Below are 22,061 nucleotides of genomic sequence, written 5' to 3'. Positions count from 1 at the left end.
ACCGCCGGTTTTTTCATCCGATGAAGAAAGGAAAGGTTATGAAAAAAAGAATTTTGTCGGCAGTTGTTGTGCTGGTGCTTTTTGCCGGGGTGCTTGCAGGCTGTATTTCGGGGCACGGTACACAGGAAGCAAAATTAAATATTATGGATGATAATTACCGTAATTACTATGAAATTTTTGTCGGCTCCTTTTATGACAGTGATGGGGACGGCATGGGGGATTTAAAGGGTGTGGAAGAAAAGCTGGATTACATCTCAGATCTGGGATGCAACGGAATCTGGCTCATGCCGATCATGCCTTCCCCAACCTATCATAAATATGATACAACGGATTACGAAGCGGTGGACGAGGCATATGGTACGGCGGATGATTTTAAAGAGCTGGCAAGTGCGTGTCATGAAAAAGGTATCCGGCTGATCATTGATGTGGCAATGAACCACAGTTCTTCCCAGCATCCATGGTTTACACAGGCATGTGAGTATCTTGCCGGTCTGAAGGCAGGAGAAAAACCGGACGATACAGTGTGTCCGTATGTGGATTACTATCATTTTTCTGACAAGCAGGAGGGAACAACCTACTATGCAGTGCCGGGAAGCAGCAGCTGGTGGTATGAGGGATCCTTCTGGTCGGAAATGCCGGATCTGAACCTGAAAAGCCCGGCAGTACAGAAGGAATTTGAAGAAGTTGCGGATTACTGGATAGATCTCGGTGTGGATGGTTTCCGGATGGATGCGGCCATGCATTATGAAGAAAATGCAACCAATGCGAATTGTGATATTTTAAATAAACTGTACACATACTGTAAAGAAAAAAATCCACAGTTTTATATGGTATCCGAAGTGTGGGCGAGTGAGAATGTCATTGCGGATTATTATGCGAGTGGAACACCAAGCATGTTCAATTTTGATGCGGGAACGGCAAAAGGGGCACTGGTCAATGCGGTAAGAAAGGGCGATCCGGTAAGCCTTGTGAATTCCATGCTGAAATATCAGAATGATTTCTCCCAAAAAAATCCGGATTATATTGATGCACCGTTTTTGTCCAATCACGATATGGCAAGGATTGCCAATACGCTGGTGAATGATCCGGATAAGATTAAGACAGCAGCAGGTCTCCTGATGACAATGAACGGCAGTCCGTTTGTTTATTATGGGGAAGAAATTGGCATGAACAGTTCCGGAACAAAGGATGAAAATAAGCGTATTCCGATGGTGTGGTCAAAAACTGACACCACAGGAATGACAAAGGGACCGGCAGATATGGATGCTGGAATTGAATCTCCGTTTCCGGCAGAAGATGAACAGGAAAAGGATAAGGATTCTATCTTAAGTTACTATAAAAATGCGCTTCGTCTGCGGAATCAGAATCCGGAAATTGCAAGGGGAACCATAGAAAAAGTAGAAAGTCTGTGTAAAGATTCACAGGCGGCAATCACGAAAACGTATCAGGACAGTACCATCGGAATTGTGTATAATCTTGGGGAAGGAAACGGTACGGTTGACCTGAAGAAAACAGCACTTGAAAATATGAACCTGGAGGGAAGCCTGACACTGAAAGAAGAGACGGTACAGCTGAAAGATGGGAAACTGGAGATGCCGGCATGCAGTATTGCTGTGTTAAAATAGTAAAGTATAACAAATTATAGTAGTTTCAAGTTGAGTTTTTTGTCAGATTGTAGTATATTATCTATATTATAGGCGGGGAGGAATCGTCTGAATTAACGGAGGCGTATGCAATATGAAAAAAAACGATGAGCAGAAAGTAAATAAACTAAAGAAAGAAAAGGTCAAAAAAGAGAAAACAAAGAAAATACCGAAACGTGACAATGCTTCCCGGAAGGAAAAAAAGATAAACATCAAAGCGTCACCCGGTGGGCAGAAAAGGGAAAAATCGGAAATCCCATTCTATCGCAGCATTGCGATGCGGCTGGTTGGGGCTTTTTTAATCCCGGTGATAGGTGTGCTGGTTCTTGGTATTACCTCTTACAATAACGCTTCCAATGCCATTGTGGATACATACAAAGAATCTGTACAGCAGACTGCTGATACGATGCAGCAGTATATCAATCTGGTTATCACGAGTGAGAAGGACGAATTTAAGACCTATCTGACCGAGTCGGATCTGCGTAAGTATTTTGCAGGACTGATGGAGGTGTATGATGAGAGCTCCGTGCGCAAAGACTATCAGAGCAGACTGCGCAATAAGATGGCACTCGACAGCAAGATTCAGGGAGCCTATATTATCGCGGACAACAAGCGTACGATTGACTGTCAGGGAATTGTTCGTGACCGAAATGTTTATACGGACTATGTCGGATGCGATCAGGGAAAACTGGTCAGCGAAAGTGCAACAAACTGGTTTTTCTTCGGGGCAGATGAAAGTTCGGATAAAGTACTGGATCTGGGAATTGATTCCTACTGTCTGCGAATTGCCAAAAAAATGAACAATCAGCCGGCCATGATGATCATAAACATCAGTGATTCCTTTATCCGTTCCGCCATGCAGTCACTGGACCCTGGAAAGGGAGGCTATGTAGCATTAATTACGGATACGGATGGAAAAGAGTTTTATTCCGATGAATCCGTCAAGACGGAAAAAGCACTGATTTACGGTACAAGTTTTTATAAGAAAGCATTGAACGGGAAAAAAGATTCCGGAAACCAGATGATTACATTTAATGGAAAGTCATACATGTTTGTATACAGTAAACTTTCAGCCGGAGATCTTATGGTTACGGCACTGATTCCTTCTGACCGTCTGCTTGAGCAGTCATCCGGAATCAAACAGCTGACAACCGTACTTGTGATTGTCTGTATGATCATCGCACTTGCACTTGGATTATTCCTTTCGAGTCAGATGACAGGAACCATCAAATATATTCTGCGTCAGCTGCGCAAAGTTTCCAATGGAAACCTTACGGTTCATCTTTCCGCAAAGCACAAAGATGAGTTTGGTTTACTGTGTGATGGTGTCAATGATACCGTAGAGCATATGAAATCGCTGATTCTGGATGTCAATGATGTGAGTCAGCAGGTTGGAGAAGCGGCAATTCATGTGGCAGAGGCATCCGGAACATTCCTTGAAACCTCTAAGAATATTCAGAGTGCAGTTGAAGAGATTGAGAGTGGTGTGAACAAACTGGATACCGGTTCCGATAACTGTATGAGTCAGATGGATTCCTTATCGGGAAAGATTAATAATGTAAGCTCCAATGCAGATGAATTGGGAAAACTTACTTCTGCAACTGGAGAAACCATTACCACCGGTATATCTTCTGTACAGACACTTACGCAGACATCCGAGACCACTGCAAACATTACAAGAAATGTCATTCAGTCAATACAGGAACTGGAAGAAAAATCAAAATCCATCAGCAACATTGTTTCTGCGATCAATGATATTGCGGAACAGACGAATTTACTTTCCCTGAATGCGTCCATTGAGGCAGCGCGTGCGGGAGATGCCGGCAGAGGATTTTCTGTGGTCGCAGAAGAAATCCGAAAGCTTGCCGATCAGTGTCTTGCTTCTTCTTCCCAGATTTCTTCCATTGTAGATGAAATCGTTTCCAAGACGGGAGAAGTGGTAAATATCGCAAGACAGGCGGAAGATGCAGTTTCTTCCCAGTCTTCCGTTGTAGAGGATACCACAAATTCCTTTAAACAGATTGACCAGCTTGTAGCGCAGCTGATTCAGGCACTGCAGACGATTTCGAATAATGTGCAGGAAATGAATGGTGCACGAAACGAGACACTCAGTGCAATTGAGAGTATTTCCGATGCGTCCACCCAGACGGCAGAATGTTCTTCATCGGTACATTCGGCAGCAGGTACGCAGCTGGATGCAATCAAGAATCTGGATGAAGCATCCCAGAGTCTTACGACCAAGGCCCAGAGCCTGCTGGATGCACTGTCAACGTTCCAGGTTTAAGCAAAAAGTGAAAAAGCCTGAAGATGAAATGCTTCAGGCTTTTTTTATGGAGGAAGAAAATGCGGACAATTATCGTAGTCATTTATGTTTTTTTATTTTTGATTCTTGGACTGCCGGTTCTCGGAATCGAATGGATTATCGCAAAATTTGATAAACATGCAGCCGATATCAGCCAGCTTCGGATTGTGCAGTGGGGACTGCGCTGTGTATCTTTTTTGGCGGGGGTTCATCTGACTGTTGAGGGAAAAGAACATGTACCAACGGATCAGGCTGTACTTTATATTGGAAATCACCGCAGCATTTTTGATATTGTCATTACTTATGCACAGTGTCCGAATCTGACCGGGTATATTTCCAAAGATGGTGTCAATAAGGTTCCGCTGCTGGGAATATGGATGCGCCGTCTGTATTGTCTGTTTCTTGACCGCAAGGATTTAAAGCAGGGACTTAAGACCATTCTGACCGCTATCGATCAGGTGAAGTCCGGCATTTCTATCTGTATTTTCCCGGAGGGAACGAGAAATCGTGACCGGGAGGATGCAACGACGCTTTTGCCGTTTAAGGACGGTTCTTTTAAAATAGCACAGAAGACGGGATGCCCGATTATTCCGATGGCACTTACCGGGACGGCAGATATTTTTGAAAATCATTTTCCGTGGCTGCACAGTACAGAGGTAAAACTGACGTATGGAGAACCGATTATTCTTTCGGAGCTTTCCAAGGAAGATCAGAAACATATCGGTGTATACTGTCAGAATGTGATTCATGAAATGCTGCAGGAACACAAAAATACAAAAGAATAGATCGCACGACCGCTGCATAGGATAGCATAAGAACGAAAATAGAGTGGTCAACCATGAAAGATAAAAAAAGAAAGTATATCCTGATGATCATTTTGCTGGGGGTGCTTATGCTGCTGAGCGGGTGTGTGCGAAAAGAATGTGAGGAGAAGGTAAAGGATCTGGAGTTTACCGTGACAAAGGAGGAAGAACTTCCGGAAGCCTTAAGACAACAGATTGAAGAAAAAAAGGAGGGGGATTTCCGTTTTACATACAGCGATAATGAATATTTATACGTTGCCAGAGGTTATGGAATACAGGAGACCGGAGGATACAGCATCTCCGTGGAAGACTGTTATCTGAGTGATACCGCCATCTGTGTAAAGACGAGACTGCAGGGACCGGAAAACGGAGAAGAGGTGACAAAAGCACCTAGTTATCCGTTTATTGTATTGAAGCTGGAACTGCGGGAGGAAGAGGTACTGTTTCAATAGGGTACTTAAGAACTATTGTAAAAAGTTTAACACTCTGCTATACTAAAGCTACTAGATATAGTATTTTCTAGAATATTCAACTCAAATGGAGGAGGCAACAATGGAACAGGCACAGATTAGCAAGGTTCGGGCATCCGTTCATCGGCAGCGCGGTAACAGAGTGAAAATTCAGTTAGACCGTGGACGTAACAAGGTAGATATTCAGGAAGGCGTTATCCAGGGCGCATATCCAAGCGTTTTTACAGTACTTGTAGATGACGAGCGAGAGGAAAATCCTCCACAGTTATTGTCATTCAGTTACACTGATATTATTACAAAGGACATTCGAATGAAACTTTGTTAGGAATGAATAAAATTCCCTTTCTTTGAATAAGTATTAGTATACTTACTTCAAAGAGAGGGGATTTTTTTGTTTTGGAATTGAAGAGACAGCTGTTCAGACAGAATTTACTAAGGAGCAAGGCGTTTACCCAGATTACGCTGGATGATGACTGTATTGTAAAAGACAACAAACCGGATCTGTTGAACATTATACATACCAGGGGTTCTGTTATTTTTGAGGATGTCAAGGTGAGCAGCCAGACGGTGTGGGTTACCGGACAGTTGCGTTTTGTCGTGTTATACCGCAGTGAAGATAACCGGCTGGAATCTTTTACGGACAGTATAAATTTCGGAGAAAAAATTTTTATGGATGAGGTGGAAGAACGCGATACCGTCAATCTGAGCGGAGATCTGGAGGATCTGAATATCAGTGCCATCAATTCCAGAAAGCTTGCCGTGCGTGCTCTGCTTGGCATTCATGCCGTGTGTGAGGTGCCGGTGGAAGAAGAAATTGTAAGTGGTGTTGAAAATGATCCGGATATTCAGCAGAAAAGCCGGACGATGCAGCTTTTGGCACTGACATCCGCGAAAAAGGATATCCTGCGTGTGCACAGTGATATTGCACTGCCACAGTCCAGTCCGAATATCGGACATCTGCTTTATGATTATGTGGAAGTGCGTAACCGGCAGGTGATCTGCACCGGGGAGCAGATGCAGATTCAGGGAGAAGCGTATGTGAATGTATTGTACAGCAGTCCGGAAGGAAAAATGGAGTGGTATGAAACGATGGTTCCGTTTTCCGAATCAATAGAAGGGGGAATGACCGGAACACAGCCGGTCTGCTGGGTACATTGCCAGACGAAAGAATATGAGGTGGAACCGGCAGAAGATTATGATGGCGAAATGAGGGCGCTGAGCTTGAATCTTTCCATGGATGTGGAAATGAAGCTGTGGGAAGAAAGGAATGTGGAACTTCTGGCAGATGTCTATTCGCTGGAAACAAATCTTGTGCCACAGAAAGAAATGGTCTGTGCAAAAAAACTGCTGATTAAAAATGAAGCAAAACTGCGGATCTCTGAACAGATGAAGCTGGCGGAAGAACAGGAACGGATCTTACAGCTGTGTTCTTTTGAGGGGCATGCAGAGATGGATCATGTGGAACCGGTGGAAAACGGGTTACAGGTAGAAGGAATCCTGACGGTTGATATTTTGTATGCAACGACGGATGACAGTTTTCCGATTGCACATACGCAGGAACAGATTCCGTTTACACAGATTGTTGATGTTCCCGGCATGAAAGGGCACACGGAAGATATTTCTTATGAAATCGAGCCGGCGATTGATCAGCTTGCGGTGAATCTGCTGGATAACGAACGATTTGAGGTCAAGGCGGTTATTTCCCTGCAGACAATTGTACAGCAGGAAGTGTGCATGGAAAAAATTGTGGATATCCATAAGGAACCGCTAGACGCGGTGGAACTGATGAAGCAGCCGGGAATTGTTGGCTATATTGTTAAAAAAGAAGAACAATTATGGGACATTGCAAGACATTTTCATACTACCGAGGCAGAAATTATGGAGACAAACGGACTCAAATCGGCAGATGTGCAGCAGGGCGATAAGTTACTCATTGTAAAGAAAGTGAGTGAATGTTAGAATTGATGATAGAAAGCGTCAAAAGGAGAAAGTTATGGAAAACGAAAGAAAAAAGAAATTTCAGGACTATGCACCACCGGAGCAGAAACCATCGGGGGGATATAACTTAAACGGGGTGTATTATTCGCGTGACGGACAGCGGCTGGATGATCAGCCAAAGAAGAGCTGGAGCCAGCGGGAATACGAGCGCGCGGAGCGCGAAAAAATACACTGCCGGGCGAAACGGGAGCAGGGAGAAAGTGAGGTTGATGCGCAGGGAAATCCGGTCAAGGACAATTCGGGAGTCAAAAAGGCCATCGCAATTGTTGTGATTGTTCTGGGTGTGGTTGCAATCTTCGGAATCGTGGGAATGTATTTAAAGTCCGACAACCGTACTGTGGGTCTGATTCGTGAGGCAATTCAGACGATTCGGGACGATGACAGTTCCCATACCTCTGAAAATTCCCACAAAGATGCTGAGGCAGATTCAAAAAGTAAGACGCCGGATGGAAAATTTAAGAATCTGAATGGGGAGAATGTGTCTTATGTGCATGGATTTCATACATTCGCCCTTTCCGGAAACGAGTTTTCGATTCCGTGTAAATTTTCGGAGTTTGAAAAAGCCGGATTTACCATCAGTAACGATGAAGAGAAAAAGATTAAGCCGGGAGAATCTGATGGTTATGCATACTATGAGGAGGATGGAACTTACCGCGGGACGATCTTTATTTTTAATACATCAGATAAGGATATTGTGCCGGAAAAGGGAATCGTTGGAGGACTTACATTAAATCCGGGTTCACCGGTGGGAAAAAATGATCTGAAACTGGTAGGGGATCTGGGGTTTGAGAGTCAGCCGGATGATTTTGGACAGGTATTGGGATATCAACTGACAAATTATGTGAGCATGAGCAATTATACGTCCTATGAGTGGTATTTTGAAGACGAGGGATATTATACCAGCCTGCAGGCACAATATGGGGAAGATGGAAAACTGAGTACGGTCTGGTTAATGAATAATGCTGATTTGCGGAATTAATGGCTGTTTTTGAAAAAATTTATGAATTTTTCCTTAATTAGTAAGAAAAACCAGTAGAAAAAATATGTATTTTGTGCCACAATAAAGGAAGGTATGGGAGCACTCCCATGGAAGATAAGTCTGGAGGCATAATATGCATAAGAAAATACATGTAAAAACAAAGAATAAGATTTGTGCAGCAGTATTGGTGTTTGTTCTGGCCGGGTCACTTACCGCAGGTGCGTGTGCGGTGCCGAATGTGTATGCAAAGACCGAGGCAGAAAAGAAGCGTGATGCGTACAAGAAAAAACTGAAAGCAAAAAACAGCGATATTGCAAATATCAAAGACAGTCAGTCGGATGTAAAAGACAGCATCACTGCTGCCGCAGCCAAGATGAAAACACTTCTTTCCAAGCAGGAACAGCTGAAGTCGGATATTAAGGACAAGCAGAATGAAGTGGAGCAGGCAAACAAAAAGCTGGAAGAAGCAAAGGAAGAAGAACAGAACCAGTATGATGCCATGAAGCTCAGGATTCAGTATCTGTATGAGAACAGTACGGATAATTCCATCTGGTCTGCCATTCTGGAGTCCAATGGACTTTCCGATATGTTAAACCGTATTGAATATGCGACCGATCTGTACAAATCTGACAGGGAACTTATGACTTCTTATCAGAATGCGGTAAAGAAGGTTGAGGACTGGACGATGCAGCTGGCAGATGAGATGGACAGTCTGCTTGCTTTGCAGGATAAGTATCAGACCCAGCAGGGGGAACTGAAAACCCTCATGGCAAAGCTCGAACAACAAAAAGATGCCTATGCGCAGCAGCTGGCAGAAGCACAGAAGCAGGCGCAGGACTATAAAAAGACAATTTCCAAACAGGAGGCAATTATCCGTGCGCAGGAGGCAGCGGCAGCGCGTGCCAATGCCAACACCTATGACGGTGGAGGTACCGGTGCCAGTGGTGGAATTGCAAGCGATTCCTATCTGAAAGATCCGGATTGCAATCCTTCACAGACAACAAATGTGGGCGGTGCGGATATTGTGGCTTATGCGCAGCAGTTTGTCGGAAACCCATATGTATGGGGAGGAAACAGTCTGACCAATGGGGTTGACTGTTCCGGATTTGTACATCAGGTCTATGCACATTTTGGAATCAGTACCCCACGGTATTCCCAGGCATTTAAGAGTGTGGGACAGCCGGTGTCTTATCAGAATATCCAGGCGGGAGATGTCGTGGTATATCCGGGACATGTGGCAATTTACATTGGAAACGGAAATATCGTGGAGGCGCAGTCAACAAGAGCCGGCATTACAAACAGCCGTCCGGTGAACTGTCACACGATCACCGCAATACGCAGACTGGTATAGGAGTTTTTGATGAGACCAAAACATCTGGTATCCATTGTTCTGATTGCAGTTGTGCTTGTGATGCTCATGAGAAATAATAATAGCATGACGAATGCAAGGCCGCTTGTGTACCGGGAGTCTCTGGATGAAGTGGCAGCGCAGATCAATGGTGAAAAACTGACCCTCAGAGACATGGCATTTTATGTCGGATATGAGGAATATCAGATTCAGCAGGAGGCACTGGTATACGATCCGGATGATCCGAACCGTTACTGGAGTATGCGCGTAGAAGGGGGATTTATGAATGCCGTTGCACGCAAAAATGCGATGCAGATGGCACTTCATGATGAACTTTTTTATCAGATGGCCATGGAGGAAGGCCTTACACTGGATGACAATGACCAAAAACATATGGACAATAAACTGGAGGATTTCTGGGAGGATCTGACGGAACGTCAGGGGGAAACGGCACTGGGGATTTCCAGAAAAGATGCAAAAAAGACGATCCAAAGAATTGCATACGCCCAGAAATATCAGGAGGTGTATGCACAGCTGCATAACCGTACCTATGACGATTATGCGTATATGGAGGATTCCTATCAGAAGCTTTTGAAAAAGCAAAAATACAAAGTGAATGCTAAAGTATGGAATCGTGTGAGTTTTGGAAATGTCACATACAATAATAAAAAGAAAGAAGATTAAAAAATGTCAGTAAAATTAGGAAGAAATGATCCATGTTGGTGCGGAAGCGGCAAGAAATATAAGGCGTGTCATGCGGCTTTCGATGATAAACTTGCACGTTTGGCACAGGAGGGTCACGTTGTTCCGACACATGACCTGATCAAGACGCCGGATCAGATTGCAGGGATAAAGGAGAGTGCCAAAATCAATGTAGCAGTACTTGATTACATAGAAAAGAACATTCACGCAGGAATGAATACAGCGGAAATTGATAAGATTGTCTATGATATGACCACTTCCATGGGAGGTATTCCGGCACCGCTCAACTACGAAGGATATCCATACAGTGTATGTACTTCAGTGAATGAGCAGGTATGTCACGGATTTCCTTCCGAGAAGGTGATCTTAAAAGAGGGGGATATTATCAATGTAGACTGTTCTACCATTCTGAACGGATATTTTTCCGATTCTTCCCGGATGTTCTGCATTGGGGAAGTAAGCCCGGAGAAAAAGAAACTGGTTCAGGTAACGAAAGAATGTGTAGAACTTGGACTTAAGGAAGTAAAGCCCTGGGGTTTTTTGGGTGATATGGGTCAGGCAGTTCACGATCATGCTTATGCTAACGGGTATACCGTTGTACGTGAAATTGGCGGCCACGGTGTTGGCCTGGAATTTCATGAGGAGCCGTGGGTTGGTTATAATTCCAAACGAGGAACCCAGATGGTGCTTGCTCCAGGTATGATCTTTACCATCGAGCCGATGGTTAACATGGGCGGTGTGGAGATTTTCATTGACGAAGAGAACGACTGGGAAGTATACACCGAGGATGGAATGCCATCTGCACAGTGGGAGATCATGGTTCTTGTCACTGAGGATGGCCATGAAGTACTTAGCTGGTAAAGGTTCACGTATGCCATACATCTTTGATGTATGCGTGTAATATGGGGGAGTACAGATGAAAAAGGATTGTCTGACAACATTTTCAAAGGTTGACTTTAATACCTTTGAGCCGGAAGAGGATAAAATACGAATTGAGGATATTGCACATGCCCTGTCGATGATGACGCGGGCAAACGGGCATTTCCCGCAGTTTTTTTCTGTAGGTCAGCACTGCATCCAGTGCTGCCATGAGGCAACTGCGAGAAACTATCTGCCACAGACGGCACTTGCCTGTCTGCTTCACGATGGAAGTGAAGCTTATCTGGCGGACATTACCCGCCCGGTCAAGAAAAACATGACGATGTATCTGCAGATCGAAGAACAGCTGCAGCATATGATCTACACTAAATTTCTGGGATATGTGCCGGAGGGGGAAGAGGCAGAACTGATTACGAACATTGATGACAGCTGCCTGTATTATGAGTTCCTTCATTTTATGGATGAAAAAATGTATTCGGTGGAGCCGGTTATGGTGAGCACACCGAGCTATGAATTTCAGCCGATGGCTGATGTGGAGAAAGAGTTTCTTTCATTGTTTGAGGAACTGAAAGAGAAAATCAGGGAAGAGGAATCCAAGAAATGAATAAAAAGGAAGTCCTGGAGTTAAAAAGAAGATTCAAGAAAGAGGCGGCAACGTTTACGCGCGTGTGTGGCTGTTACGTTGACGGAAATCACAATAAAGTCTGTAAGTTTGGAAATACATTTCTGAATCTGGAAGAAGATGAATTTTACAAATATCTGGAAATTGCAAATAAGGCATTGTCCGGAACCATCGGAAATAACCTTCTGGAATTGAAGTTTCCGATTGAGGAAGAGGAAGTGGGTGGTCGTCAGCATATTCTGATGGCACTGCGCGCATCGAAGCTGGAAGATGAAAATCTGCTGGATACCTTTTATGATCTGGTAATCGACACGTATGATCATGCCGGAAATTATCTGATCGTGCTGTTTCACGATGCATACGATGTGATGAGCCGGACGAGTGACAATAACAATCTCGATGAGTCCGAGGAAGTGTACGAATATCTGATCTGTGCGATCTGTCCGGTCGATCTGTCAAAGCCGGGGCTTGGCTTTCTCGAGGAGGAGCACCGGATCGGGCCGCGCGTGCGCGACTGGGTGGTAGGAGCTGTGGACACTGCATTTTTATTCCCGGCATTCAATGACCGCAGTACGGATATCCATTCGACATTGTTTTACACGAAAAATACCAAGGAGCCACATTCTGAATTTATGGCAAACGGATTGGGTTGCGGCATTGAGCGCACTGCAACCGAGCAGAAGATGGCATTCCATTCCATCGTCCGAAACGTGCTTGGCGCAGAGGATGAGCACACGGATGATGTGCTTTTGGATCTGCAGCAGAATTTAAGTGATATGATCGATGAATATGCCGAGACACACGACGATGACGAAGATGTTTTCCTGCTCGATAAGGAAGTGGTCACAAAGCTTCTTGCAGACAGTGAGATCAGCGAGGAAAAGGCTGCAAAGATCGAAAAGTCTGTGGATGAGGCATTTGGCGAGAAACCGCCTGCAGCAGAGAATGTGATCGACTCCAAGGCGCTTGTGCAGAATGAACTGCGTGTGGAAAAAATGGCACTCGAGGATCAGGTCGGCACACTGACCGTGCAGCTTACCGAAAAGGACGAGGCGCTTGCGGAGCGCACCTCCCAGCTGATTGAAAAGCAGGAAGAAATCGACAATTATATCGCTGAGACAAAGACGTATGATGTGGTACTGCGCGTGAAGCCGGAGAAGGCATCGCAGATCAAGTCACAGGTGATTAATGGGCAGAAATGTCTGGTGATCCCGATGGGCGAGGATGAGCACGCCACGATCAATGGAGTGAATACGACGGTGTAAGATTCGTGACTTCTCCCCCTTTCTGTGCTATCATAAATCTATTGGATTATGATACATGGAAAGGGGCTTTTTTTATGGGCAGAAAAAATCCCGCAAAAAATATAAATATCGGTCTGCTGGCGCATGTCGATGCCGGAAAGACCACACTGTCGGAGGCACTGTTATATGCCACCGGGCAGATCCGTGCGCTGGGGCGTGTGGATCATCAGGATGCATTTCTGGATACGGATGCGCAGGAGCGGGCGCGTGGAATAACAATTTTTTCCAAGCAGGCGCGGCTTCGGCTGCAAATGACGGATGAAAATTTGCATAGCGAACAGACAATAGGTCTGACAATTCTGGATACGCCGGGGCATGTGGATTTTTCCGCGGAGATGGAGCGCACGTTACAGGTGCTCGACTATGCAATTCTTGTCATCAGCGGAACCGATGGCGTGCAGGGACACACGCGGACACTCTGGCGACTCCTGCAGCACTATAACATTCCGACCTTTTTGTTTGTCAACAAGATGGATCTGCCGGGGGCGGACAAGGAAGTCGTGCAGCAGCAGTTAAAAACCGAACTGTCCGATGGATGTGTGGATTTTACACAGGACAGCGGAGAAGCATTTTTCGAGGAAGCTGCGATGGGAAGCGAAGCACTGCTGGATGAGTATATGGATCAGGGCAGCATTGCAGAGGAGCATCTGGCGCATGCGGTGGCAAAGCGCGAACTGTTTCCGTGCTACTATGGCTCGGCACTCAAAGTGAAGGGTGTGAAAGAACTGCTTGCAGGCTTTGCAAAATATCACAGGACACCGGAGTATGAAAACGAATTTTCCGCCCGTGTATACAAGATCGGCAGAGATACAAAAGGAGCGCGGCTGACCTATCTGAAAGTGACCGGAGGCACGCTGCATGTCAAAGACCGGATTTCCTATGATGGTCTGGAGGAAAAAGTTGACCAGATCCGTCTGTATTCCGGAGAAAAATTTGAGACCGCGGAGGCGGTGGAGGCCGGGGAAGTCTGTGCTGTGACCGGACTTACCACAACCGTACCGGGACAGGGACTCGGCGCGCAGCAGGAGAGCAGTGTGCCGGTACTCGAGCCGGTGCTTAACTACCGGATTTATCTGCCGGACGAAGTGAATGCCGTGGAGATGATGGAAAAATTAAAGCAGCTTGAGGAGGAAGATCCACAGCTTCATATCCTCTGGAATGAGCAACTGCAGGAAATCCATGCGCAGATGATGGGACAGGTGCAGATCGAAGTTCTGACGCAGTTGATCAAAGAGCGCTTTGGTGTTGTGGTTGTCTTTGGACAGGGCAACATTGTATATAAGGAGACGATCGCAAAGCCGGTGGAGGGTGTGGGACATTTTGAGCCACTGCGCCACTATGCGGAAGTGCATCTGCTGCTGGAGCCGGGCGAACCGGGCAGCGGAATCGAGGTGGCGAGCGTGTGCAGTGAGGATGTGCTCGACCTCAACTGGCAGCGGCTGATCGCAACACATATTATGGAGAGGGAACATCCGGGCGTACTGACCGGATCAGCACTCACCGATGTAAAAATCACGATTTTAAGCGGACGCGCCCATATCAAACACACCGAGGGCGGTGATTTCCGGCAGGCAACTTACCGCGCGATCCGGCAGGGGTTAAAGAGCACGGAAAGCGTACTGCTGGAACCGGTATACGCATTTACGCTTGAAGTACCGCAGGAGATGGTCGGCCGTGCCATGACCGACTTAAAGCAGCGTGCAGGCAAGTTTGATTCGCCGGAATTTGGCACCGGAAACGGCATGGACTACGCCGTGCTGCAGGGCACAGTTCCGGTCGCAACGATGCAGGACTACAGCAGTGAGGTACATGCATATACCCGTGGACTCGGGCATCTGACACTGGAACTTTCCGGTTATGATGTCTGTCACAACAGTGAGGAAGTGATCGCGGAAACCGGATACGACAGTGAAGCGGATACGGCAAATCCGACCGGATCGGTATTCTGTGCGCATGGTGCCGGATTTATCGTGCCGTGGGATCAGGTGGATGATTATATGCATCTGCCGCGGCAGTTTGTGCCGGAGGAGGAAACCCAGACACCTGCGGACGGGCGCAGTTATGAGACCGACGGGCAGAGTTTTGGTCCGGTGCACCGGCAGCAGTCTTCCGGCAAGACCGGCTGGGAGTTAGATCAGGAGCTGCAGCAGATTTATGCCCGCGAGTTTGGCATGAGCCGCGAAGATATGGAAGATCAGGAACGGCGCAAGTGGCTGAAAAAGAAATCCGATGCGCCGAAGCCGAATGTGGTAAAATATGATAAAAAAGGCAATCCGATCTATCCGGCGAAGGGACCGCAGGAAGAATATCTGATTGTGGACGGTTACAATATTATTTTTGCATGGAAAGACTTAAACGAACTTTCCCGTGTCAATATTGATTCCGCAAGGGACAAGCTTTTGGATATTTTAAGCAATTATCAGGGATACAAGAGCTGTCCGGTGCTGGTGGTGTTTGATGCCTATAAGCGCAAGGAACATCCGGGTGCCAAAAGCAAATATCACAATCTGGATGTGGTCTACACGAAAACCGATGAGACCGCGGATGCATTTATCGAGCGCACCGTGCATGAGATCGGGCACAAGTACCGTGTCACGGTTGCGACAAATGACGGGCTGGAGCAGCTTACGGTCATGAGTCAGGGGGCGCTTCGCATGTCGGCGGACAATCTCCGGGAGGAGATCGAGCGGCTGAGCCGGCTGGAGTATGAAAATTATCTGGCAAGTCAGAAGAGATAAGTTTGAAGAATCTACATACAATGTCATTAAAAATACAAAGAACAAGAAATTATCTGTAAAAATAACTGGAAAAACAGGAGATATAAAAGGTTGAAAAGCCTTGAATTTTAATAAAGACACCTGATTATATGAGGAGGAAAATAAAATGTTCGTAGCAGAAGATATGTATCAATTAGGAAGCCAGCGTTCGGCAATCCGTGAATTATTTGAGTATGGCAAGCAGCGCGCAGCAGTTGTGGGAGCGGAAAATGTCTATGATTTTTCCCTTGGAAACCCGACCGTACCGGCACCAGACTGCGTCAATGAGACCATCCGTGACCTGACACAGAAACTGGATTCCATTTCCTTACACGGATATACTTCTGCACAGGGAGATATCGAGACGAGACAGGCAATCGCAGATTACCTGAACAAGACGTATGAGACTGCGTTTTCGGCAGACAATTTTTACCTGACCATGGGAGCTGCCGCATCCTTGTCGGTATGTTTCCGTGCACTTACCACTTCACCGGAAGATGAGTTCATCACGATCGCACCGTTTTTCCCGGAGTACCGTGTGTTTGTGGAAGCCAACGGAGCGAAACTTGTTGTGGTACCGCCTCACACCAGCGATTTCCAGATCGATTTTGAAGCCCTGGAAAAAGCCATCAGCGCACACACCAAAGGCGTGATCATCAACTCCCCGAACAACCCGTCCGGAGCTGTCTATTCGAAAGAGACGATCCGGAAACTTGCTGCACTTCTGACAAAGAAATCTGAGGAAAACGGTACACCGATCTTTATCCTTGCGGACGAACCATACCGCGAGATCGCGTATGATGGCGTGGAAGTGCCGTATGTGACAAAATACTATGACAACACGTTGGTATGCTATTCCTACAGCAAATCCCTGTCACTGCCGGGCGAGCGTATCGGCTATGTGATTGTGCCAGACAAAGTGACTGAGAGCAAGACCGTCTATGCAGCCATCGCCGGAGCCGGCCGTGCACTGGGTTATGTCTGTGCACCGAGCATGTTCCAGAAAGTAATCGCTGCCTGTGTAGGGAATACCGGAGATATCGAGTTGTATAAGAAAAACCGTGATCTGCTCTACGATGGTCTGACAAAGATTGGGTATGAATGTTTCAAGCCGCAGGGCGCGTTTTACATGTTTGTCAAGGCGTTGGAGCCGGATGCAGATGCTTTCTGTGAGCGGGCAAAGGAGCAGGATCTTCTGATTGTATCTGCCACGGGATTTGGCTGTCCGGGCTATGCGCGTGTGTCCTACTGTGTGGATTATGATATGATCGAGCGGTCGTTTTCTGCATTTGAAAAGCTGTATCAGAGCTATCGCAAAGAAATATAGGGAGAAAACGAAATGGCAGAAAAACAAAGGGAACATATCCGCTTTACCGGATACGTGCAGGGCGTAGGTTTCCGCTACCGCCTGTCCCATCTGGCACAGCACTACGGTGTGACTGGCTGGGTACGGAATGAATACGACGGATCGGTCAGTGCCGAATTGCAGGGTCTGCCGGAAGAAATTGACCAGATCATCCAACAGCTGAAACAGGACAGATATATTGATGTTACCGGAATGGATCGGAAAAACATACCACCGGATGAACAGGAAAATGGCTTTCATATCCGGTATTAGCGGAGTGAAAAGGGATGGAGAAATGAAAAAGAATATGATGGTATTTTGGATATGTTTACTGCTTGGAATCCTGAGTGTGATTTATGCGGTAATGGTTCATGCGACCGGTTCCGGCACAGCTTTTTTCCTTATATGGATTGGCATCGGGATCGTGGTGTTTCTGTTTGGAATTTCCGTGTACATGGAAGTGTGGAAAAAGGCACCGCATCCGATAAAAATCTTTGCAGGAATGATTGTCTGTATCGGACTGCTTGTGTTTTGTATCGTAGAGGGCTGTGTGATCAGCCAGATGCACGCGGATGGACGAGGGGGGCTCGACTATATTATCGTACTTGGCGCACAGGTGAGAAAGGATGGTCCGAGTCCGGTTCTTAAATATCGTCTGGATAAGGCTGTGGAATATCTGAATGAAAACCCGGACACGGTCTGCATTGTTTCCGGAGGACAGGGAAGCAACGAGCCGTGGTCTGAAGCAGAGGGAATGGCACGGTATCTGCAGGAAAAAGGAATTGATACTGCGCGGATTTTGCCGGAAGATAAATCGCAGACAACCGAGCAGAATATCACGAACAGTAAAAAGCTGATGAAAGAAGGCGCATCTGTTGGCATTGTGACCAACAATTTTCATGTATTCCGTGCCTTACAGATTGCCAAAAAGTACGGACTTTCCGATGTATGTGGAATTGCGGCGGATTCCACACCAAAATATCTGCCGAACAATATGCTGCGGGAATTTTTCGCGGAGATGAAGTGGCTGTTATAGAGAAAAATGGGGAACACCCTGCATAAAGCAGAGGTGTTCCCTGTTTTTTTCATAACAATAAACCATAAATGACGGCATTTTAAAATCGTTCATGTCGAAATAACTGTAATTCGCGCAATTAACAGCAGAACTTTTTTAAAATGTGGTACTATATTCCAAAAGTGAATGCACATCAGACCAGATGTGCCAGATCGTCTGAAAAATGGACACAACGGAGGAAATGCTTATGAAAAAAATGACAGCTTTTGTGATGGCACTGGCATTGGTATGTACCAATGTTCCGGCTAATCTGCATGTACAGACAGGAACAGAGACCGTATACGCGGCACAGGAGACAGCGATCAATTCAGAGCAGGATCTGATCGCCATGCAGAATAACCCGAAGGGAAAAAGTGTGGAAAAAAGATTACAGGATGCAGCAATACCGGAAATATCTCAGTGACAAATAAAGGCGGTAAAAAATCAACGACAAGGGCAACGATAGCCGGTGTGTTCAGTTCGTCAGGGAAAGCAGCCAGCCGCTGCTATAACACGGGAAATATTTCCTATAAAGGTGCCTGTACGGATTACTCGCTTGATAAAGCGATCAGGGTTGAGGGCGTTGGCACCGGAAATGGAACAAGTGAATGCTATAATACTGGAAAAATTACAGTTAAGCTGACAAGCGGAACGGCTTGTGTGGGTGGTGTAAGCTATGCCGGAACAAAACTTAAAAATTGTTATAATACCGGAGCGGTAAGCCTGACCGGAAATGGTCTGGTCGGTGGTATCGCGGCAGAGTTTTATTCTGGTTACAGCAATTATAATACCGGTAAAATCTCAGGAAAAGGCAAAACGCTTTACAAAGGTGAGATTGCCGGAAATGCCGGATACAGCTACTTGGACGGTGTGACGGTCTATGATAATTATTATACCGGTTCCGGCAAAAAAAGCGGATCGGAGAGCACATCCTGGAAACCATATCAGTCCAAAGCCAAAAAAGTATCTTCGATCACATTCGGAAACTGCCCGAAGCTTTCTTCCAAATACTGGACATACTCAAACAAACATAAAAGGCTGATCTTAAAGAACAACAAAGAAGCATAGGAGGAATGTATATGAAAGCAAAGAAAAAAATAATCCTGCAAATAGGAAAAAATTTGTGCAGTCTGGCACTGGTACTTATTATGATGATCTGCATCCTACCGCAGATGACCGTAAAAGCAGACAATGTGGGTACGACAGAGGAAAAACTCGAGGAAGACTGGGGGGCAATGAGTTCAGCAGCCGGCAAAATGAATATGACCAATACAACAACCAAAGCACAGGTCATGAAAGTAATTACTGCTGCAGCAAAAAACGGAACCAAAGCAGAGTGGAAATCGTTCCGCAAGGTAGATGCAACTTATGAAAGTAAGGGAGGCGTTACAGCCTATCTGAATCTGTCACTGGATGGAAAGACAAGGGAACTTTATATCAATGAAGTGATTCCGACATTGGGAAACAACCGGCCGGAAAAAGGAATTGCCGTTTCTGAGGATGAATGGAACATTTTGCGGCTGACCAATATAGAGCGTGCAAAGGAAGGGAAAAAACTTCTTACCATGCCGGCAGCATTGCAAAAAGCAACCGCAGTCCGTGCAAAGGAAAATGTCAACAATACACAGCCAGCACATACCAGACCAAATGGAACCAGCTACAAGACTGCCGTTCCGTCTTCTTTTAAGAATACCGGACTCGGTGAGAATATGTACAAATGTACAAAAAAGGTTACGGCACAGCTTGCGATGCGTGGATGGATGAACAGTGCCAGTCATAAGGCAAACATTTTACGGGAAAATTATCAGTATCTGGGCGTTGGAACTTATGAGACAGAGGCAGTGCAGATCTTTGCATCTTCCAGTAAGAAGATCAAGTCCTACACAACAAGCACCGGAAAGACCACTTTTGCAGATGAGGAGGCAATGGCTGGCGAATATCTGATCTGTACGGATCAGGCAGGTGTGAAATCGTATCTGCCACTTGATACAAACTATATGAAAAAAGTAAAGGGCGGCTATACGATCAATCTGAATGCGACAAAGACCGTGAAGATCAAGATTAAAAATGCATCTTCCACCTCCTCGTACACCGATGTGGATGCTGCCGATGCTAAGGCAGTTGCATGGGTGGTAAAAAACAAGATCATGGAGCCTACCAGCAAGAACGAATTTTATTCCAAGGCAATCTGCACCAAGGGTGATGTATTTAACGCTTTGTACAAGGCAAACGGATCTCCGACACCGAAAGCATTAAATCATTTTCCGGATGTCAAGAGTACGGACAGTTACTATAAAGCTGCATTGTGGGCAGTGGATAAGGGGCTGATTGAGTACGGAATCTTTGAAGGAAAATATGCTTACCAGCGTGGCTATGCACTGTATTACGTATGGCAGAGCATCGGTGCACCGAAAGCATCCCAAAAATCAACGTTTACGGATTACAAGGACTGGGTATTTTATGCGGATGCAGTAGCATGGGCCGAGTCCAAGGGCATCATCAAAGACAATGGTGATCATAAATTCAGACCGGACGATGCCGTTACACGCGTGGAACTTGCAAAATTTATCTACTATGCATATAAATAATTTTAAAGTAAATGGACGAAAAAGGAGGACTGGTTATGATGAAACAATTTAAGGAAACACAAATGGAAGGAAGAAGGTTACTGCATTTGGGGATAGCAGCATGTATGCTTATGCTGGTCATGGTAATCTGTCATGCAGAGCCTGTTTTTGCAAAGAACTTCGAAATGGATCTGGATGCAAATAAGGTAACTTACACACTTACAGAAGCAAAAAGTGGCAGTGTAATATTTGGTGAAGCAAATACTACCGGATACATTTATATCGGACAGAAACCGGATACATTTGTTGTAAAAAATGACACGGATAAAGTTATCCGGGTAGGTATGTATGTGACTACGGAAAGCCCGGTTACACTAACCTGGTTTGCTGATTTTGGACCGGCACTAATGAGTCAGACGATCAATCGGAGTGAATCAGCCGTTATTACAGGACAGACCGCAAAGCCTGGCGAAGAGGTATCCGTACAGTATGGCTATATAAAAGAAGAAAACAAGAATGTGAAAACGCTGCCACGCCTTAAGGTTAGAGCAAAAATCACCGTTACGGATGAACCGGTGTATAAAACAGTCGTAAAAAAAGAGCCGAAGATTGAAGTGACGAAGATGTCTGCGGATCAGGCTGGCATTCAGGTGGATGTCAATAATGGCGGTGCAGGAGTCCGTGGTGTTTCCAAAATTTATGTTTATAAAGGCTCAAAAAAGATCAAGACTTTTACAAGTGCTGCCACAAGTAAATACACATTTACTTATAAGGCAAAAGGAGCAGGTTCGGCAAAATATAAGGCGAAAGTCGAAATGATCGAAAACAAAAATGATGCAAAGACGAGTAAGGCAGTGTCTCCAAAGGCAAATACATATTCCTTGAAGGTCAGCACCAAGCTGAGCGACTATGAAGAAGATGAAATCAAGTTTGTAACCCAATCTCTTTCCTACAGTGGAAATACCATTATTGTAAAGGGATATACTGTAAATACGATGGGAGCAGATCTGGCTTATCCGTTTTATACCTATGCTTCCTGTCCGGGTAAACTGATTTATCAGTACAGATCCCCGGCAAATAAAGTAATTAAAAAAGGTATTCATAAATATACGTTTAAAGTTAAGAACGTGTCGGTTGTAGATTTACGACACTGCGGAATTAATGTTAAATAATTGCACATAAAAGAGGTAATGTTTATGAAAAAAAGGTTAATTTGCAAACCTAATGCAAAATAGGTTTGCATTTAGTATGACAGGCATAAAATAGGTTTTTTGGCTCTACTTTGTGCC

At 45.5% G+C, this 22,061-nt stretch carries 20 protein-coding genes; all 20 read left to right on the top strand.

What is annotated here, in order from left to right; all coding sequences use genetic code 11:
- Nucleotides 1-38 precede the first annotated feature (38 nt).
- A complete protein-coding gene (locus M72_RS11535) occupies nt 39-1,625 on the top strand; it encodes an alpha-amylase family glycosyl hydrolase (RefSeq protein WP_022047007.1) in 1,587 nt (528 codons plus the stop codon).
- Nucleotides 1,626-1,737: 112 nt separating this feature from the next.
- Entirely contained in the window at nt 1,738-3,927 is a 2,190-nt protein-coding gene (locus M72_RS11530) for a methyl-accepting chemotaxis protein (protein WP_022047006.1), read from the top strand.
- Between the two features lie 59 nt (nt 3,928-3,986).
- Complete coding sequence (locus M72_RS11525; RefSeq protein ID WP_022047005.1) at nt 3,987-4,730, top strand: lysophospholipid acyltransferase family protein; 744 nt, start codon at nt 3,987-3,989, stop codon at nt 4,728-4,730.
- Nucleotides 4,731-4,783: 53 nt separating this feature from the next.
- On the top strand, nt 4,784-5,200 hold the full coding sequence (locus tag M72_RS11520) for a protease complex subunit PrcB family protein (RefSeq protein WP_055068328.1): 417 nt from the start codon (nt 4,784-4,786) through the stop codon (nt 5,198-5,200).
- A gap of 100 nt (nt 5,201-5,300) precedes the next feature.
- Entirely contained in the window at nt 5,301-5,543 is a 243-nt protein-coding gene (locus M72_RS11515; RefSeq protein ID WP_022047003.1) for a Veg family protein, read from the top strand.
- Nucleotides 5,544-5,614: 71 nt separating this feature from the next.
- On the top strand, nt 5,615-7,177 hold the full coding sequence (locus tag M72_RS11510; protein WP_022047002.1) for a DUF3794 and LysM peptidoglycan-binding domain-containing protein: 1,563 nt from the start codon (nt 5,615-5,617) through the stop codon (nt 7,175-7,177).
- A gap of 34 nt (nt 7,178-7,211) precedes the next feature.
- Nucleotides 7,212-8,195, top strand: a complete 984-nt coding sequence (locus tag M72_RS11505; protein ID WP_055068327.1) for a hypothetical protein — start codon at nt 7,212-7,214, stop codon at nt 8,193-8,195.
- A gap of 133 nt (nt 8,196-8,328) precedes the next feature.
- Nucleotides 8,329-9,546 (top strand): C40 family peptidase, encoded by a 1,218-nt coding sequence (locus tag M72_RS11500; RefSeq protein WP_055068326.1) that lies wholly within the window; start codon nt 8,329-8,331, stop codon nt 9,544-9,546.
- Between the two features lie 9 nt (nt 9,547-9,555).
- On the top strand, nt 9,556-10,227 hold the full coding sequence (locus tag M72_RS11495) for a hypothetical protein (protein ID WP_055068325.1): 672 nt from the start codon (nt 9,556-9,558) through the stop codon (nt 10,225-10,227).
- Nucleotides 10,228-10,230: 3 nt separating this feature from the next.
- Entirely contained in the window at nt 10,231-11,106 is an 876-nt protein-coding gene (locus tag M72_RS11490; protein WP_022046998.1) for a methionyl aminopeptidase, read from the top strand.
- 55 nt (nt 11,107-11,161) lie between these two features.
- The gene (locus M72_RS11485; RefSeq protein WP_022046997.1) at nt 11,162-11,728 is read left to right on the top strand and encodes a hD domain protein; all 567 of its coding nucleotides are present in this window, start codon (nt 11,162-11,164) and stop codon (nt 11,726-11,728) included.
- A complete protein-coding gene (locus M72_RS11480; protein WP_055068324.1) occupies nt 11,725-13,011 on the top strand; it encodes a DUF4317 domain-containing protein in 1,287 nt (428 codons plus the stop codon). The genes M72_RS11485 and M72_RS11480 overlap by 4 nt, the downstream gene beginning before the upstream one ends.
- Before the next feature lie 74 nt (nt 13,012-13,085).
- Nucleotides 13,086-15,788, top strand: coding sequence for a translation factor GTPase family protein (locus tag M72_RS11475; RefSeq protein ID WP_055068323.1), 2,703 nt, complete (start codon nt 13,086-13,088; stop codon nt 15,786-15,788).
- 145 nt (nt 15,789-15,933) lie between these two features.
- Nucleotides 15,934-17,133: a pyridoxal phosphate-dependent aminotransferase gene (locus M72_RS11470; protein WP_055068322.1), complete on the top strand. Its 1,200-nt coding sequence runs from the start codon at nt 15,934-15,936 to the stop codon at nt 17,131-17,133.
- 12 nt (nt 17,134-17,145) lie between these two features.
- Nucleotides 17,146-17,424: an acylphosphatase gene (locus tag M72_RS11465; protein ID WP_055068321.1), complete on the top strand. Its 279-nt coding sequence runs from the start codon at nt 17,146-17,148 to the stop codon at nt 17,422-17,424.
- Nucleotides 17,425-17,446: 22 nt separating this feature from the next.
- Complete coding sequence (locus M72_RS11460; RefSeq protein WP_055068413.1) at nt 17,447-18,187, top strand: YdcF family protein; 741 nt, start codon at nt 17,447-17,449, stop codon at nt 18,185-18,187.
- Between the two features lie 226 nt (nt 18,188-18,413).
- On the top strand, nt 18,414-18,629 hold the full coding sequence (locus tag M72_RS11455) for a hypothetical protein (RefSeq protein ID WP_055068320.1): 216 nt from the start codon (nt 18,414-18,416) through the stop codon (nt 18,627-18,629).
- Nucleotides 18,626-19,273, top strand: coding sequence for a hypothetical protein (locus tag M72_RS11450; protein ID WP_055068319.1), 648 nt, complete (start codon nt 18,626-18,628; stop codon nt 19,271-19,273). Before M72_RS11455 ends, M72_RS11450 begins: the two co-directional genes overlap by 4 nt.
- Before the next feature lie 11 nt (nt 19,274-19,284).
- Nucleotides 19,285-20,793 carry a CAP and S-layer homology domain-containing protein gene (locus M72_RS11445; protein ID WP_055068318.1) on the top strand — a complete coding sequence of 503 codons (1,509 nt, stop codon included), beginning with the start codon at nt 19,285-19,287 and terminating at the stop codon, nt 20,791-20,793.
- Between the two features lie 35 nt (nt 20,794-20,828).
- Nucleotides 20,829-21,944, top strand: a complete 1,116-nt coding sequence (locus M72_RS11440) for a hypothetical protein (protein ID WP_055068317.1) — start codon at nt 20,829-20,831, stop codon at nt 21,942-21,944.
- The last annotated feature ends 117 nt before the right edge of the window (nt 21,945-22,061 follow it).

The sequence above is a fragment of the Roseburia faecis genome (assembly GCF_001406815.1).
In the GTDB taxonomy this organism is placed as follows: Bacteria; Bacillota; Clostridia; order Lachnospirales; family Lachnospiraceae; genus Roseburia; species Roseburia faecis.
Note: the sequence above shows the minus strand (reverse complement) of the source record. Positions and strands in the feature narration are given on the sequence as shown.

What these genes read in the sequence shown, in the direction of transcription:
- M72_RS11495 (WP_055068325.1), top strand. Translation starts at nt 9,556, where the DNA reads ATGAGACCAAAACATCTGGTATCCATTGTTCTGATTGCAGTTGTGCTT.
- M72_RS11535 (WP_022047007.1), top strand. Translation starts at nt 39, where the DNA reads ATGAAAAAAAGAATTTTGTCGGCAGTTGTTGTGCTGGTGCTTTTTGCC.
- M72_RS11505 (WP_055068327.1), top strand. Translation starts at nt 7,212, where the DNA reads ATGGAAAACGAAAGAAAAAAGAAATTTCAGGACTATGCACCACCGGAG.
- M72_RS11460 (WP_055068413.1), top strand. Translation starts at nt 17,447, where the DNA reads ATGAAAAAGAATATGATGGTATTTTGGATATGTTTACTGCTTGGAATC.
- M72_RS11475 (WP_055068323.1), top strand. Translation starts at nt 13,086, where the DNA reads ATGGGCAGAAAAAATCCCGCAAAAAATATAAATATCGGTCTGCTGGCG.
- M72_RS11480 (WP_055068324.1), top strand. Translation starts at nt 11,725, where the DNA reads ATGAATAAAAAGGAAGTCCTGGAGTTAAAAAGAAGATTCAAGAAAGAG.
- M72_RS11520 (WP_055068328.1), top strand. Translation starts at nt 4,784, where the DNA reads ATGAAAGATAAAAAAAGAAAGTATATCCTGATGATCATTTTGCTGGGG.
- M72_RS11490 (WP_022046998.1), top strand. Translation starts at nt 10,231, where the DNA reads ATGTCAGTAAAATTAGGAAGAAATGATCCATGTTGGTGCGGAAGCGGC.
- M72_RS11525 (WP_022047005.1), top strand. Translation starts at nt 3,987, where the DNA reads ATGCGGACAATTATCGTAGTCATTTATGTTTTTTTATTTTTGATTCTT.
- M72_RS11515 (WP_022047003.1), top strand. Translation starts at nt 5,301, where the DNA reads ATGGAACAGGCACAGATTAGCAAGGTTCGGGCATCCGTTCATCGGCAG.
- M72_RS11465 (WP_055068321.1), top strand. Translation starts at nt 17,146, where the DNA reads ATGGCAGAAAAACAAAGGGAACATATCCGCTTTACCGGATACGTGCAG.
- M72_RS11530 (WP_022047006.1), top strand. Translation starts at nt 1,738, where the DNA reads ATGAAAAAAAACGATGAGCAGAAAGTAAATAAACTAAAGAAAGAAAAG.
- M72_RS11485 (WP_022046997.1), top strand. Translation starts at nt 11,162, where the DNA reads ATGAAAAAGGATTGTCTGACAACATTTTCAAAGGTTGACTTTAATACC.
- M72_RS11455 (WP_055068320.1), top strand. Translation starts at nt 18,414, where the DNA reads ATGAAAAAAATGACAGCTTTTGTGATGGCACTGGCATTGGTATGTACC.
- M72_RS11440 (WP_055068317.1), top strand. Translation starts at nt 20,829, where the DNA reads ATGATGAAACAATTTAAGGAAACACAAATGGAAGGAAGAAGGTTACTG.
- M72_RS11500 (WP_055068326.1), top strand. Translation starts at nt 8,329, where the DNA reads ATGCATAAGAAAATACATGTAAAAACAAAGAATAAGATTTGTGCAGCA.
- M72_RS11445 (WP_055068318.1), top strand. Translation starts at nt 19,285, where the DNA reads ATGAAAGCAAAGAAAAAAATAATCCTGCAAATAGGAAAAAATTTGTGC.
- M72_RS11470 (WP_055068322.1), top strand. Translation starts at nt 15,934, where the DNA reads ATGTTCGTAGCAGAAGATATGTATCAATTAGGAAGCCAGCGTTCGGCA.